This is a genomic window from Pseudomonas sp. VMV1 (genome assembly GCF_056790235.1).
Window position 1 is genome coordinate 64,538 of the sequence record NZ_JBXGSE010000002.1, and the last position, 14,826, is coordinate 79,363.

10 protein-coding genes and 1 pseudogene are annotated in these 14,826 nt (G+C 65.4%); 6 read left to right on the forward strand and 5 right to left on the reverse strand.

Going from position 1 to position 14,826, the window contains the following annotated elements; translation table 11 throughout:
* Positions 1–29: 29 nt before the first annotated feature.
* From ACUCV0_RS05795 to ACUCV0_RS05810, 4 genes and pseudogenes are all read right to left on the reverse strand, one after another.
* Positions 30–842 (reverse strand): annotated as a pseudogene (locus ACUCV0_RS05795) (PhnE/PtxC family ABC transporter permease); the annotation flags it as partial.
* Positions 836–1,645 (reverse strand): phosphonate ABC transporter ATP-binding protein, encoded by an 810-nt coding sequence (locus tag ACUCV0_RS05800; RefSeq protein WP_271655707.1) that lies wholly within the window; start codon positions 1,643–1,645, stop codon positions 836–838. The pseudogene ACUCV0_RS05795 and the gene ACUCV0_RS05800, both read right to left, overlap by 7 nt.
* Complete coding sequence (locus ACUCV0_RS05805) at positions 1,642–2,490, reverse strand: putative selenate ABC transporter substrate-binding protein (protein ID WP_059315869.1); 849 nt, start codon at positions 2,488–2,490, stop codon at positions 1,642–1,644. Before ACUCV0_RS05805 ends, ACUCV0_RS05800 begins: the two co-directional genes overlap by 4 nt.
* A gap of 197 nt (positions 2,491–2,687) precedes the next feature.
* A complete protein-coding gene (locus ACUCV0_RS05810) occupies positions 2,688–4,616 on the reverse strand; it encodes a transglycosylase SLT domain-containing protein (protein ID WP_059315868.1) in 1,929 nt (642 codons plus the stop codon).
* Between the two features lie 220 nt (positions 4,617–4,836).
* On the opposite strand from ACUCV0_RS05810, the gene ACUCV0_RS05815 reads away from it, so the two are divergent.
* The gene (locus ACUCV0_RS05815) at positions 4,837–6,753 is read left to right on the forward strand and encodes an ATP-binding cassette domain-containing protein (RefSeq protein ID WP_482212286.1); all 1,917 of its coding nucleotides are present in this window, start codon (positions 4,837–4,839) and stop codon (positions 6,751–6,753) included.
* A gap of 207 nt (positions 6,754–6,960) precedes the next feature.
* On the opposite strand, the gene ACUCV0_RS05820 is transcribed toward ACUCV0_RS05815, so the two are convergent.
* Positions 6,961–7,401: a universal stress protein gene (locus ACUCV0_RS05820; RefSeq protein WP_059315866.1), complete on the reverse strand. Its 441-nt coding sequence runs from the start codon at positions 7,399–7,401 to the stop codon at positions 6,961–6,963.
* Positions 7,402–7,812: 411 nt separating this feature from the next.
* Here ACUCV0_RS05820 and fadB point away from each other — a divergent pair, with 411 nt between their 5' ends.
* The 5 genes from fadB to ACUCV0_RS05845 all read left to right on the forward strand — a co-directional run bounded on the left by fadB (position 7,813) and on the right by ACUCV0_RS05845 (position 14,808).
* Positions 7,813–9,960 (forward strand): fatty acid oxidation complex subunit alpha FadB, encoded by a 2,148-nt coding sequence (gene fadB / locus ACUCV0_RS05825; RefSeq protein WP_059315865.1) that lies wholly within the window; start codon positions 7,813–7,815, stop codon positions 9,958–9,960.
* A 15-nt stretch (positions 9,961–9,975) separates the two neighbouring features.
* Positions 9,976–11,154 carry an acetyl-CoA C-acyltransferase FadA gene (fadA, locus tag ACUCV0_RS05830; protein ID WP_059315864.1) on the forward strand — a complete coding sequence of 393 codons (1,179 nt, stop codon included), beginning with the start codon at positions 9,976–9,978 and terminating at the stop codon, positions 11,152–11,154.
* 69 nt (positions 11,155–11,223) lie between these two features.
* Positions 11,224–11,475, forward strand: coding sequence for a DUF1653 domain-containing protein (locus ACUCV0_RS05835; RefSeq protein WP_059315863.1), 252 nt, complete (start codon positions 11,224–11,226; stop codon positions 11,473–11,475).
* 149 nt (positions 11,476–11,624) lie between these two features.
* A complete protein-coding gene (gene topA / locus ACUCV0_RS05840; RefSeq protein ID WP_482212287.1) occupies positions 11,625–14,231 on the forward strand; it encodes a type I DNA topoisomerase in 2,607 nt (868 codons plus the stop codon).
* A 58-nt stretch (positions 14,232–14,289) separates the two neighbouring features.
* On the forward strand, positions 14,290–14,808 hold the full coding sequence (locus ACUCV0_RS05845; protein ID WP_313648520.1) for a DUF6586 family protein: 519 nt from the start codon (positions 14,290–14,292) through the stop codon (positions 14,806–14,808).
* The last annotated feature ends 18 nt before the right edge of the window (positions 14,809–14,826 follow it).

The window sequence follows — 14,826 nt, forward strand, 5'->3', positions numbered from 1 at the left end:
CGGCCGCCGGCCCGGCCGCGTTCCACCTGGCGCAGCAGCCGGCTCAGCACATCGGCCAGCAGCACCAGTACCAGGAAGGTCAGCAGCAGGCTGGCCACCTCGCCACCGGCAAACATGCGCAGCGACAGGTCCACCTGCTGGCCGAGGCCGCCAGCGCCGACGAAGCCCATCACCACCGAAGCGCGGATGGCGCACTCCCAGCGGTAGACACTGTAGGAAATCATCTCGCCCGCGGCATTGGGCAGCACGCCATAGACGAAGGCCTGCAGGCGACCGGCGCCCTGCAGCAGCAAGGCCCGCGCTGGGCGTGGATCGACCGATTCGAAGATCTCCGCATAGACCTTGCCCAACATGCCGCCGTAGGTGATGGCGATGGCCAGTACCCCCGCCGTGGGGCCTAGGCCAACGGCGCGGACGAATAGCAGCGCCCAGACGATCTCCGGCACGCTGCGCAGGACGATCAGTACCCCGCGGACCAGCCCGCGGAGCAGGCGCGGCAACCGACCGGGGCGACCGGCGCGGGGCAGGGCGGAGATCGACAGCGCGCGGGTGGCCAGCAGGGCGGCGGGCAGGGCGATCAGTGCCGCCAGGGCCATGCCCAGGGTGGCGATGGCCAGGGTTTCCAGGGTGGCGCGCCCCAGCACGGCGAGAAAGTCGGCGTCATGGGCCGGTGGCCAGAAGCCGGCGAGAAAGTTGCCCATGGTGCGGGCGTTGTCGCCGGTGAAGAGTCCGAAGAGATCGAATTCCGCCAGGCGCAGCGTCGGCCAGGCCAGCACCAGGGCCAGCAGGGTGAGCAGCAGGCGGGGCCGGGCAGCGGGGTCCCGACGAGGCGGATTCAGCATCGTGGCAGATCGAGCGGCGTCTCGGCCGGAGTCGGCGCGGCGGGCGATAGGGTGGTGCTCAGGCCGTCATTGGCATAGAGCGCCGCGAGATCGGCCTCGCTCACCGCGCTGGCGGGCTTGTCCCACAGCAGCCTGCCGGCGCGCAGGCCGAGGATGCGCGGAAAGCGCTGCAGCGCCAGCTCCACATTGTGCAGGCTGGTGACCAGGGTGGTGCCCTGGCGCCCGGCGGTGTCGCGCAGTACCTCCAGGGTGTGACCGGCCAACACCGGGTCCATGGCCGACACGGGTTCGTCGGCAAGCAGCAGCTGCGGCCGCTGGTAGAGCGCCCGGGCGATACCGATGCGCTGCAACTGGCCACCGGACAGCTGATCGCAGGAGGCGTAGAGACGGTCGGCCAGGTCCAGCGGCGCCAGGGCGGCGGCGGCGCCGTCGCGATCCAGGGGATGCACCAGGCTGATCAGGCTGCGCGCCAGCGACCACTGGCCGAGACGTCCGGCCAGCACCGCGGTGATGACTCTCTGGCGTGCGGGCAGCGGCGGGGCCTGGTGAATGAGGCCGATGCGGGCGCGCAGCTGGCGCCGTGCGCGGTTGCCCAGCGTCCAGGGATCTTCCCCGAGTAGCTCCAGCTGACCCGCCACCGGCCGCAGACCGGTGGCCAGCAGCCGCAGCAGGCTGGTCTTGCCGGCACCGGACGGGCCGATCAGGGCGACCTGTTCACCCTGTTCCAGGTGCAGGTCGAGATCGGCCAGGGCAGGCGAGCCGTCGGCGTGTACCAGCGTCACGCCCCTGAGGGCGAGACTCACTTGAGCAGGCCGGCTGCCAGGGCGGAAGCCTCGATGCTCTTGTAGTTGTCCGGCGAAGTCGGCACGAAGCGGCTGGCCGCCTGCAGGTCGAGGATCGCCTTGTCCGCCGGCTTGGCCGGGTCCAGGTCGAGGAAGGCCTGCTTGATCTTGGCCGCCAGTTGCGGATCCAGATTGCCCCGCACCGTCCAGTTGTAGTCGTAATAGGTCGGGGTGGTGGCGATCACCCGCACCTTGCTGGTGTCGACCTTGCCGGCGTCGACCAGCTTCTTCCACACCGAGGCGTTGAGCACCCCGGCATCGGCCTTGCCGGCCGCGACCCAGGCAACGGTGGCATCATGGGCGCCGGAATAGGCTACCCGCGAGAAGAACTGTTCAGGGACGATGCCGTCCTTCTGCATGAAGTAGCGTGGCATCAGGCTGCCCGAGGTGGAGGAGACCGAACCAAAGGCGAAGGTCTTGCCCTTGAGGTCCTGCAGGCTCTTCACGGCTGGGTCGGCGGTGATGAATTTGCTGGTGAACTGCTGATCTTCTTCGCGCTGCACCAGGGGATTCATCGGCGCCTTGCGCTGCGCCTGGACGAAGGTGAAGCCACCGAACCAGGCCATGTCCAGCCGATCCGACGCCATGGCTTCCACCACGCCGGCATAGTCGGATACCGGCACGAACTTGACGGGCATGCCCAGACGCTGCTGCAGGTATTCACCCAGCGGCTTGAACTTGCGGATCAGCTCGGTGGGGGCCTCGTCGGGAATGGCCGAGACGCGCAATTCGTCGGCGGCGTGGGAGAGCAGGGACGTCAGGGACAGGGCCAGGCCTGCTGCCAGGGCCAGCGAACGCTTGAGCATGGGTTTCTCCGGTTCAATAGCGGAAAAAAAGGGGCTGCAGTATAGGGGGTGGCGCTCGTTTGCGCAGCCGTCGCCTACCCCTGAACGGTGCCGGAAGCCATGGCGGGACGGCAGAAGAGCTCTGGAGAGCGGTTGTGCAGCGGACTCGCCAGGCGTTCGAGTCCGCTATGTTGATGGCCGGACTAGCCGGCGGGCGCTCAGGTCTCGTCGAAGAAGCGCTCGTTCCAGTCCACCAGGGGTTGCGGCGAATTGAGCTTCTGCCCGTAGATCACCGCATAGGCCAGCACGTTCTGCACATATTGCCGCGTCTCGTCGAAGGGAATGGTCTCCACCCAGACATCGAAGGCCAGGTGGCGGGCGCCGCTCAGCCAGCGCTTCACCCGGCCCGGCCCGGCGTTGTAGGCGGCCGAGGCCAATACGCGGTTGCCGTTGAACTGGGCATGGACCATGGAGAGATAGGCGGTGCCCAGCTGGATGTTCTTTTCCGGGGTCAGCGCCTGCTGCGGCGAGGCCAGGGGAATGGCGAACTTGCTGGCGGTATGGCTGGCGGTGGCCGGCATCAACTGCATCAATCCTATGGCGCCCACGCCGGAGCGCGCATCGGCCATGAAGCCGCTCTCCTGGCGGGTGATGGCGAACACCCAGCTGCTGTGCAGGCCGCGGGTCTGGGCCTCGCGCACGAAGCTTTCCCGATAGGCGATGGGGAAGCGGATGTCCAGGTCGTCCCAGTACTTGGCGAGGCTGATAGTGCGGATTGCCGGGAAGTACCACTGCATGTCGTAGGCCATGCGGGCCTGGGCGACCAGTTCGTCACGGTTGAAGTGCCGGCTGACATAGAACCACTCGCGGCGGGCATTGATCGGCTCGCCGCGGGCGATGAACTCCAGGGCACGCTGCACGCCAGGCGTGTTGCGCACCTTGCGCTTGAGCGCGTCGCTGAGCATCAGTGGCTTGTTGTTGAGCTGATAGGGCGCCTTGCTGCGGTCGGCGGCGAGGAAGCCGTAGTAGTCACGCTCACGGCTGACCTCGGCGTATTCGCGCAGCACCTGCGGACTCTGCGGTTGCATCAGCTCCAGGGTGCGGGCGCGCCAGTATTCCCAGCGATTGGCCTTGGCCAGGCTCGGTGGGAAGCGCTCGATCAGGGCATGGGCATCGCTCCAGCGGCCCAGGCGCAGGAGCAGTCGGGCGCGCCATTCGCTGACGTCGTCGTCACGCAGCTCGGGATCGTAGCGCTCCATCAGCGGCAGGGCGCGCGGATCGAAGTTCTTGGCCAGGGTCAGGCCGATCTGGCGGGCGATGGCCACCTTCTCGTCGCGGGTGAAGGGCATGCGCTGGCTGTAGACCTCGAGCAGGCCCATGGCCTGTTCCGGGTCCTGGCGGGCCAGTTTGCGCAGTCCCAGGCCGACCACGTCGGCGAGGCTTTCGCTGGCCGGGGCGAAGGCCTGGACATTGGCGATCTGTTGGGGCTTCTGGGCTACGTCGATCAGCCGCTGGGCCTGGCCGGACAGGGTCGGCAACTGGGCGGAGAGGGTGCGCACCAGGCCGTACTCGCCTTTGTCGGCGGCCAGTTTGGCGCGTTCCCAGACCCGCTCCTCGGTGAGCTGGCCGCGCGCCGCCCAGGCCTGGAACAGGCCATCGCAGCTGGTCGGTTGAGCCTTGCCCACCAGCCAGTACTTTTCCGCCAGCTTGAAGCCCTCGCTGGCATTGCCCTGGGCGATCAGGTACTGGCCGTGCAGGCAGTCCAGCTCGGTGAAGTTGTAGTCGGGCGAATAGTATTTCTCGAAGCGATTCCAGTCGCCGCGATCGGCCAGGCTGCGCAGCCAGCGCAGCCGCAGCCAGTTGGATTGCGGCAGATCGCCATGCTCGGCGAGAAAGGTCTCGATCTCGGCATCGCTGGCGCCAGGAACGCGCTTGATCAGCTCGTCGTAAGCCAGGTAAGGCTCCAGCGGATAGGTGCGCAAGTCGCCGCGATTGGCCAGGTAGACACTGGCGTCGCCCCGGTCCAGCGCCGCCTTGGCCTGGTCGTAGAGTTGCCGCTGCTGCTCCAGGGGAGCGGCTTGCGAAGTGGTGGAGCCGATCAGGGGAGCGAGGAGCAGGGGCAGGATGACGAACAGGCGACCGCGCATGGGAATTCCGTAAAAGCTGGATGCGGAGGGGGTGGCGCGCGCTACGCAGGGCAGGCGGCCGACCGTCACGGGGCAGTCTAGCTTACGTGCCGGCGCCAGGCGGCGAAAGCGTTGGCCATGGCCTGCCGTCGGGCGGTCCGGACGTTTCGCCGGCTCGCGTCGACCGGCGCCGGGGTAGGCGTCTCTGCTAGACTGGTTGGCCTTTTTCGCGGAGAAACCCATGGCGCTGCTCAAGTTCACCAACGTATCCCTGGCCTTTGGCGTCACCCCCTTGCTGGACGGGGTGTCCTGGCAGATCGAACGGGGCGAGCGGGTATGCATCATCGGCCGCAACGGTACCGGCAAATCCAGCCTGCTGCGCATCGTCAAGGGTGAGCAGCAGGCCGACGATGGCGAGGTCTGGCGCGCCCCGGCGCTGAAGATCGGCGAGCTGCCGCAGGAGTTGCCGCGCGCCGACGACCGCTCGGTGTTCGACGTGGTGGCCGCCGGCCTCGCGGGCGTCGGCGAGCTGCTCGCCGAGTATCACCACCTGACCCAGGACACCAGCGGTGAACTGGATATGGAGCGCCTCATGCACGTCCAGCAGGAGCTGGAGGCCCGTGATGGCTGGCGCCTGCAGCAACTGGTGGAAAGCACCCTGAGCCGGCTGCAGCTGCCGGCGGAAAAGACCCTCGCCGAACTCTCCGGTGGCTGGCGGCGGCGCGTGCTGCTGGCCCAGGCCCTGGTGGCCGAGCCCGATCTGCTGCTGCTCGACGAACCCACCAACCACCTGGACATCGGCGCTATCGCCTGGCTGGAAGACGCCCTGCGCGGCTATCCCGGCGCCGTGCTGTTCATCACCCACGACCGTGCCTTCCTCCAGGCCCTGGCCACCCGCATCCTCGAACTGGATCGTGGCAACCTGATCGACTGGCAGGGCGACTACGCCAGCTTCCTGGTGCACAAGGAGCAGCAGCTGGCGGCGGAAGAGACCGCCAATGCGCTGTTCGACAAGCGCCTGGCCCAGGAAGAGGTCTGGATCCGCCAGGGCATCAAGGCCCGACGTACCCGCAACGAAGGCCGCGTCCGAGCCCTCAAGGCCATGCGCAACGAGCGTAGCGAGAGACGCGAACGCCAGGGCAAGGCCAATCTCCTGCTGGAAACGGCCGACAAGTCAGGCAAGCAGGTCATCCTCGCCGAGCACATGAGCTATGCCCATCCTGGCGGCGAGCCATTGATCCGCGACCTGACCCTGATGATCCAGCGCGGCGATCGTATCGGTCTGCTCGGCCCCAACGGCTCGGGCAAGACCACCCTGCTCAAGCTGCTGCTGGGTGACCTGCAGCCCACCGCCGGCAAGATCCAGTACGGCACCAAGCTGGAGATCGCCTACTTCGACCAGCTGCGCCTGCAACTGGAGCCGGAAAAGACGGTGATCGACAACCTCGCCGAGGGTCGCGAGTTCATCACCATCAATGGCCAGGATCGCCACGTACTGAGCTACCTGGGGGACTTCCTGTTCAGTCCGCAGCGTGCCCGTACGCCGGTCAAGGCGCTGTCCGGTGGTGAGCGGGCCCGGCTGTTGCTGGCCAAGCTGTTCAGCAAGCCTGCCAACCTGCTGGTGCTGGACGAACCGACCAATGATCTCGACGTCGAGACCCTGGAACTGCTCGAAGAGGTGTTGCTGAGTTTCGAGGGCACCGTGCTGATGGTCAGCCACGACCGGGCCTTCCTCGATAACGTGGTGACCAGCACCCTGGTGTTCGAAGGGGCAGGGCGGGTACAGGAATACGTCGGCGGCTATCACGACTGGCTGCGCCAGGGCGGTTCGCCACGTCTGCTGGGTGTGCAGACCCGTGAAGACGGCAAGTCGGCACAACCGGCTAGCAAGGGTGAACCTGCGCCGGTCGCCACTCCCGTGGCTGCTACAGCCGCGCCAGCCAAGCGCAAGCTCAGTTACAAGGAGCAGCGCGAGCTGGACGCTCTTCCAGCTGCCATCGAGACCGCGGAGATCGAGCTGGAGGCCTTGCAGACGGCCATCGCCGATCCGGGTTTCTATCAGCTACCTGCCGAGGTCAGCCGCGGCAAGCTTGCCCGCATGGAGGCGTTGCAAGCGGAACTGGATCGCCTCATCGAGCGCTGGGCCGAGTTGGAGTGATCCAACCCGGCCGCGGGCTTGGAGTCCGTTCAAAGTCTCGCGAGCTAGAGACAAACAAGGCCTAGGCGGCCCCACGAAAATGGCTGAGGAAGCGGACCGGGCTCGCGCTCGAGTTTACGAGTGGTAAATGAGCATTCCGACCGGGCTGGCGACTCAGGCCATTTTCAACGCAGTTTGGCCGACGCGCAGCAGACTTTGAGCAGGCTTTTAGGCCTTGTCTTTGTTCAGGGCCACCGCAAGGGTATCGCAGGGCGCGCCGTGCAGCAGGTCGTTGGACGTTGAGCCCAGCAGCAGGGCCAGACCATGACGACCATGGCTGCCGACCACGATCAGGTCGCAGCCCTGCTCCTTGGCCATGCGGTGAATCTCCTGACGCGGTTGCCCGTAGGCCAGCACGCAGTTGCCGGCCAGCTCGGCATACTGGGTAGTGAAACCATCCAGCCGCTCGCGAGCTTGCTCGATCTGCTGCTGCTGCAGCGACGACAGATCCATGGGCACATCACCGCCAAAGGCCATGGCCATAGGCTCGACCACGTGCACCAGGGACACCTTGCTGCCACAGCACTGACCCAGGGCCACGGCGCGACGGATTACCGGCTGGCAATCATCGGTCAGGTCGACAGCAACCAATATGTGTTGGTAGGCCATACACATCTCTCCTTCATGATGGGGCGCCAGGCCATACCATGGCTGGCGCTCGATTCGCGGGCTTCAGGTTCTGGCCGAACAGAACCGGCTTTCGCTCGACAACTGTTCAGGCAGACGCTCGCCCACTTGTAGTTTCGACTCCAGGAGTCGGGGATAGCTCCACGGCTATCTTGCACAGAAGCGCGGCAAGCTCAAGCACCCGTCGTTCGAATACCCGCCGCTTTCCCTTGTGTCCCAATTGACAAGAGCGCGCTTTTGCCAGAAGGTTGTGCGAGCCGTTCAAACGGTTGTATGAATTTTCGCCCCGGCCCGGCCGGTGCCCTCCACAGAACAATATCGGGGCTGGCGACTTTCGGCTTCCATCCGAAGCTGCCGCCCGCCTTGCGACCAGGACTCAAGGGAGACCCGCTGATGATTTTCGAAGGCAAAGCCCTTTCGGTGCGCGACGTGGAGGACGGCATCGCCGAACTTCGCTTCGACCTCCAAGGCGAATCGGTCAACAAGTTCAGCGCCATCACCCTGCGTGAATTCCGCCAGGCCGTGGATGCCCTGAAAGCCCATGCCGGACTGCGCGGCGTCATCGTCACCAGTGGCAAGGACGTCTTCATCGTCGGCGCCGACATCACCGAATTCGTCGAGATGTTCGGCCGGCCGACCGAAGAGCTGCAGGCCGGCATCGCCGAGATCAATCGCATCTTCAACGACTTCGAGGACCTGCCGGTACCTACCGTGGCCGCCGTGGGCGGTATCGCCCTGGGTGGCGGCTGCGAGATGACCCTGGCCGCCGACTACCGGGTGCTGAGCACCGCCGCGCGCATCGGCCTGCCCGAAGTCAAGCTGGGCATCTATCCGGGCTGGGGCGGCACCGTCCGCCTGCCGCGCCTGATAGGCAGCGACAACGCCATCGAGTGGATCGCCTCCGGCAAGGAAAACGACGCCGCCACCGCGCTCAAGGTCGGTGTGGCCGATGCCGTGGTCGCGCCCGAGCACCTGTTCGACGCGGCGCTGGACCTGGTCCGCCGCGCCGCCGCCGGTGAGCTGGACTACCGCGCCAAGCGCAAGCCGAAGCTGGAGAAGCTGCAGCTCAATGCCATCGAAGCCATGATGGCCTTCGAGTCGGCCAAGGGTTTCGTCGCCAGCCAGGCCGGGCCGCACTATCCGGCGCCGCTGGAAGCCATCAAGGCGATCCAGAAGTCCGCCAACTACGGTCGCGACAAGGCCCTGGAAGTCGAAGGCGCCGGCTTCGCCAAGATGGCCCAGACTTCGGTCTCCGCCAGCCTGGTCGGGCTGTTCCTCAATGACCAGGCGCTCAAGCGCAAGGCCAAGGTGCTGGAAAAGCAGGCCGCTCCGGTCAAGCTGACCAGCGTCCTGGGCGCCGGCATCATGGGCGGTGGCATCGCCTACCAGTCCGCGCTCAAGGGCACGCCGATCCTGATGAAGGACATTCGCGACGAAGCCCTGGAGCTGGGCCTGAGCGAAGCCAGCAAGCTGCTCAACAAGCGTGTCGAGAAGGGCCGCCTGGAGCCGGTGAAGATGGCCGAGGCGCTCAATCGCATCCGGCCGACCCTGTCCTATGGCGACTTCAAGAGCGTCGACCTGGTGGTCGAGGCGGTGGTCGAGAATCCCAAGGTCAAGCAGGCCGTGCTGGCCGAAGTGGAAGGCCAGGTACGCGAGGACGCCATCCTCACCTCCAACACCTCCACCATTTCCATCAGCCTCCTGGCCCAGGCGCTCAAGCGTCCGGAAAACTTCTGCGGCATGCACTTCTTCAACCCGGTGCACATGATGCCCCTGGTCGAGGTGATCCGCGGCGAGAAGACCAGCGAAAGGGCCATCGCCACCACCGTGGCCTACGCCCGCCAGATGGGCAAGAACCCCATCGTGGTCAACGACTGCCCCGGCTTCCTGGTCAACCGCATCCTCTTCCCATACTTCGGCGGCTTCGCCGCGCTGCTGGCCCAGGGTGCCGATTTCCAGCGCGTCGACAAGTTGATGGAAAAATTCGGCTGGCCCATGGGTCCGGCCTACCTGATGGACGTGGTCGGCATGGACACCGCCCACCACGCCCGCGACGTCATGGCCGAGGGTTTCCCCGAGCGCATGAAGGAAAGTCGCAAGACTGCTGTGGACGCCCTCTACGAAGCCCAGCGCTTCGGCCAGAAGAACGGCAAGGGCTTCTATGTCTACGAGACCGACAAGAAGGGCAAGCCGAAGAAGGTCGCCGATCCGGCCGTGGCCGAGGTGCTGGCACCGGTCACCTACGAACAGCGTGAATTCACCGACGAGGAAATCGTCGAGCGGATGATGGTACCGCTGTGCCTGGAAGCCGTGCGCTGCCTGGAAGACGGCATCGTCGACAGCGCCGCCGAGGCCGACATGGGCCTGATCTACGGCATTGGCTTCCCACCCTTCCGTGGCGGTGCGCTGCGCTACATCGATAGCCTGGGCGTGGCCGAATTCGTCGCCATGGCCGACAAGTACGCCGACCTCGGGCCGCTGTACCACCCGACCCCCAAACTCCGCGAAATGGCCGCCGCTGGCCAACGCTTCTTCGGTTGAGCCTGGAGTAAAGAAATGAGTCTGAATCCGAGAGACGTCGTCATCGTCGACTTCGCCCGCACGCCCATGGGCCGTTCCAAGGGCGGCATGCACCGCAACACCCGCGCCGAGACCCTGTCCGCGCGGCTGATCGACGCAGTCCTTGACCGTAATCCCCAGGTCAACCCGGCCGAGGTGGAAGACGTGATCTGGGGGTGCGTCAACCAGACCCTGGAGCAGGGCTGGAACATCGCCCGCATGGCCTCGCTGCTGACCCGCATCCCCCATACCAGCGGCGCCCAGACGGTGAGCCGGCTGTGCGGCTCCTCCATGAGCGCCCTGCACACCGCCGCCCAGGCGATCCAGACTGGCAACGGCGACGTCTTCGTCGTCGGCGGCGTGGAACACATGGGCCATGTCGGCATGATGCACGGCGTCGATCCGAACCCCCAGCTGTCGCTGCACGCCGCCAAGGCCTCCGGCATGATGGGCCTGACCGCCGAGATGCTGGGCAAGATGCACGGCATCACCCGCGAGGCCCAGGACCAGTTCGGCTACCGCTCTCATCAGCTGGCGTGGAAGGCGACCCAGGAAGGCAAGTTCAAGGACGAGATCATTCCCCTAGAAGGTCACGACGAGAACGGCTTCCTCAAGGTCTTCAGCCATGACGAGACCATCCGTCCGGAAACCACCCTTGAAGGCCTGGCTGCCCTGAAGCCGGCGTTCAACCCCAAGGGTGGTACCGTGACCGCCGGCACCTCCTCGCAGATCACCGACGGCGCCTCCTGCATGCTGGTCATGTCGGCCCAGCGCGCCCAGGACCTGGGCCTGCAGCCGCTGGCCAAAATCCGCTCCATGGCCGTGGCCGGCGTGGATCCGGCGATCATGGGCTACGGTCCGGTCCCGGCTTCGCAGAAGGCCCTCAAGCGCGCTGGCCTGACCATCGCCGACATCGATTTCATCGAGCTCAACGAAGCCTTTGCGGCCCAGGCCCTGCCGGTGCTCAAGGACCTCAAGGTGCTCGACAAGATGGAGGAAAAGGTCAATCTGCACGGGGGCGCCATCGCCCTGGGTCACCCCTTCGGTTGCTCTGGCGCCAGAATTTCAGGCACGCTGTTAAATGTCATGAAACAGAATGACGGCACCTTCGGCCTGGCTACCATGTGTGTGGGTCTCGGCCAGGGCATCACCACGGTGTTCGAACGCCTGCGCTGATCCGCGGCGTGCGTCATCCGACCGGGGCGCCCCCAGGGCTGCCCCGGTTTTCTTTTTTCGAGGTGGAACATGGCATTGCAGACGGGACTCTACCGGCACTACAAGGGTCAGCAATATCGAGTACTGGGCGTGGCCCGGCATTCGGAGACCGAGGAAGAGCTGGTCATCTATCAGGCGCTGTACGGCGAATACGGTCTGTGGGCGCGGCCCTTGAGCATGTTTCGCGAGAGCGTCCAGGTGGATGGCGAGCAGGTGCCGCGCTTCGCGCTGATCAGCGTCGAAGCCGATCCCCTGGGTCTGGATACCACGCCCCAGCCTTGACCTTGCCGACATCGCCACTATATATAGCGGTGCCGCGTTGGCCGACCGCCCCCGGCGCACCAGACTGAAGTCGTTCTGGTCCTCCATCCGCCGTCCCGGCGCTCGCCTTTCGCTCGCTCACCGCTTTCAAGCAGGAATCTGACTCTCCCATGGGTAAATCGCTGGTCATCGTGGAATCCCCGGCCAAGGCCAAGACCATCAACAAGTATCTGGGTAACCAGTACGTGGTGAAGTCGAGCATCGGCCATATCCGCGACCTTCCCACCAGCGGCGCCGGCACCGCTAAGGAGCCCGCCGCCAAGACGCGCAAGACCGCCGCCGAGGCGCCCGCGCTGTCACCCAAGGAAAAGGCCCGGCGCCAGCTCTTCACCCGCATGGGCGTCGACCCCGAACACGGCTGGAAGGCGCACTACGAGATCCTGCCTGGCAAGGAAAAGGTGATCGAGGAACTGCGCCGTCTGGCCAAGGACGCCGACACCGTCTATCTCGCAACCGACTTGGACCGCGAAGGGGAGGCCATTGCCTGGCACCTGCGGGAAGCCATCGGTGGCGATGACTCGCGCTACAAGCGCGTGGTCTTCAACGAAATTACCAAGAAGGCCATCCAGGAGGCCTTCTCCCAGCCCGGCGAGCTGGATATCAACCGCGTCAACGCCCAGCAGGCCCGTCGCTTCCTGGACCGCGTGGTCGGTTACATGGTCTCGCCGCTGCTGTGGTCGAAGATCGCCCGTGGCCTGTCCGCTGGTCGGGTGCAATCCGTTGCGGTCAAGCTGGTCGTGGAGCGCGAACGTGAGATCCGCGCCTTCGTCCCCGAGGAATACTGGGAAATCCACGCCGACCTCGCCACCCCGAAAAAGGATCAGGTGCGCTTCGAGGTGGTGCGCGAGAAGGGTGAAGCTTTCAAGCCGTTGAACGAGGCCCAGGCCAAGGCCGCGCTGGCCAAGCTGGAGAAGGCCGGCTATCGCATCGCCAAGCGTGAAGACAAGCCGACCAGCAGCCGGCCCTCGGCGCCCTTCATCACCTCCACCCTGCAGCAGGCGGCGAGCAATCGCCTGGGCTTCGGGGTGAAGAAGACCATGATGATGGCCCAGCGTCTCTATGAGGCTGGCTACATCACCTATATGCGTACCGACTCGACCAACCTGTCCGGTGATGCCATCGCCATGGCTCGCGGCTATATCGAGAGCGAATTCGGCAAGCAGTACCTGCCGGAAAAGGCCAACGTCTACGGCAGCCGCGAAGGCGCCCAGGAAGCACACGAGGCCATCCGCCCGTCCGACGTCAACGTCAAGCCCAACAGCCTGTCGGGCATGGAGCGGGACGCCGAGCGCCTGTACGAGCTGATCTGGCGCCAGTTCCTGGCCTGCCAGATGCCCCCGGCCGAGTACCTGTCCACCACGGTGACCGCCGCGGCGGGAGACTTCGACCTGCGTGCCCGTGGCCGCATCCTCAAGTTCGACGGCTACACCCGTGTCCTGCCCCAGCAGGGCAAGCCGGGGGACGACGACGTCCTGCCCGAGATGAAGCAGGGCGAGGACCTCGGCCTGGTCAAGCTCGATCCCAGCCAGCACTTCACCAAGCCGCCGGCCCGCTTCTCCGAAGCCAGTCTGGTCAAGGAGCTGGAGAAGCGCGGTATCGGCCGGCCGTCGACCTATGCCGCCATCATTTCCACCATCCAGGATCGCGGCTACGTAACGGTGCACAATCGCCGGTTCTATGCCGAGAAGATGGGCGACATCGTCACCGACCGGTTGAACGAAAGCTTCGCCAACTTGATGGACTTCAGCTTCACCGCCAACATGGAAGGCAATCTGGACAACGTCGCCCAGGGCGAACGGGACTGGAAGAATCTGCTCGACGAATTCTATGGGGATTTCAAGCAGAAGCTGGAATACGCCGAAGCGGGCGAGAAGGGCATGCGAGCCAATCAGCCGACCCTGACGGACATTCCCTGCCAGCTCTGCGGCCGGCCGATGATGATCCGTACCGCCTCCACCGGCGTCTTCCTGGGCTGCTCCGGCTACGCCCTGCCGCCCAAGGAACGCTGCAAGGCCACCATCAACCTGGTGCCGGGCGACGAGATCGCCGACGACGACGAGGGCGAGTCCGAATCCCTGGTTCTGCGCGGCAAGCATCGCTGCCCCATCTGCAGCACCGCGATGGACGCCTATCTGATCGACGAGCATCGCAAGCTGCACGTCTGCGGCAACAATCCGGACTGCCCGGGCTACGAAATCGAAGAAGGCAGCTATCGCATCAAGGGCTACGAAGGTCCATCGCTCGAGTGCGACAAGTGCGGCAGCGAGATGCAGCTCAAGACGGGCCGCTTCGGCAAGTTCTTCGGCTGTACCAATCCAGCCTGCAAGAACACCCGCAAATTGCTCAAGAATGGCGAGCCCGCACCACCGAAAATGGACGCCGTGCCCATGCCGGAGCTGCGTTGCGAAAAGGTCGACGACACCTATGTGTTGCGTGACGGCGCTTCGGGGCTGTTCCTGGCTGCCAGCGGCTTTCCGAAGAATCGCGAAACCCGTGCGCCGTTGGTCAGCGAACTGCTGCCCCATCGCGACGAGATCGATCCCAAGTACCATTATCTGCTGAGTGCTCCGGTGAAGGATTCCGAAGGTCGCCCGGCGGTGATCCGCTTCAGCCGCAAGACCAAGGAGCAGTACGTGCAGACCGAGGTCGAGGGCAAGCCCACCGGCTGGAAGGCCTTCTACGACGGCAAGAAGTGGCAGGTGGAAGAAAAGCGCTAGAGCCCTGGGTTCTGGCAGGAGACAGGCGGCCGGCGTGAGCCGGCTCCAGGAGAAGGGCATGGCTAACGAGCGTTACACCCGCACCAACCAGAAGCTCTATTTTGCCGGTCTGGCCCTGGAAAGCTGGCGCTCAGCTCAGGCGGCGCCTTCCGCGCAAAGCCAGGGCCGCATCATGGCCGAACGCGAGGCCTGTCTGTTCCACCTGCATGGCGCCCTGCTGGGCCTCTGTCAGGAGGTAGCGGGCTTCTATCGCCACCCGACCATGGAGGCCACGTCGCTCGCCGTTCTGCTATCACCCGAAGCCCTGAACGAGGCGCCCAGTCCGGAAATGGGCGAGCTGGTCGAGTTGGCTGGCAATTCGGAAACCTGGCTGGCACGGCTGATCGCCGAATACCAGCGACTGCTGCAACCGCCCCAGGCGCCACGACGGCCCAAGCAGGACCCGACGCTGGCCCTGATCGAGGCGGTCAGTCTGGAACCGGCCGAGCCGGAACTGGGTCTTGAAGAAGTGGAAGCCTGGCGCGAAAGTCTCAAGCAGACGGCGCTCAGATTCCGCGGTGCCATGACCGAGTGGTAGGCCCGTTCCACCAGCAAC

Excerpts from the sequence above, each read along its gene's own strand:
- ACUCV0_RS05805 (WP_059315869.1), bottom strand. The coding sequence starts at position 2,490 with ATGCTCAAGCGTTCGCTGGCCCTGGCAGCAGGCCTGGCCCTGTCCCTG.
- ACUCV0_RS05810 (WP_059315868.1), bottom strand. The coding sequence starts at position 4,616 with ATGCGCGGTCGCCTGTTCGTCATCCTGCCCCTGCTCCTCGCTCCCCTG.
- ACUCV0_RS05815 (WP_482212286.1), top strand. The coding sequence starts at position 4,837 with ATGGCGCTGCTCAAGTTCACCAACGTATCCCTGGCCTTTGGCGTCACC.
- ACUCV0_RS05820 (WP_059315866.1), bottom strand. The coding sequence starts at position 7,401 with ATGGCCTACCAACACATATTGGTTGCTGTCGACCTGACCGATGATTGC.
- fadB (WP_059315865.1), top strand. The coding sequence starts at position 7,813 with ATGATTTTCGAAGGCAAAGCCCTTTCGGTGCGCGACGTGGAGGACGGC.
- fadA (WP_059315864.1), top strand. The coding sequence starts at position 9,976 with ATGAGTCTGAATCCGAGAGACGTCGTCATCGTCGACTTCGCCCGCACG.
- ACUCV0_RS05835 (WP_059315863.1), top strand. The coding sequence starts at position 11,224 with ATGGCATTGCAGACGGGACTCTACCGGCACTACAAGGGTCAGCAATAT.
- topA (WP_482212287.1), top strand. The coding sequence starts at position 11,625 with ATGGGTAAATCGCTGGTCATCGTGGAATCCCCGGCCAAGGCCAAGACC.
- ACUCV0_RS05845 (WP_313648520.1), top strand. The coding sequence starts at position 14,290 with ATGGCTAACGAGCGTTACACCCGCACCAACCAGAAGCTCTATTTTGCC.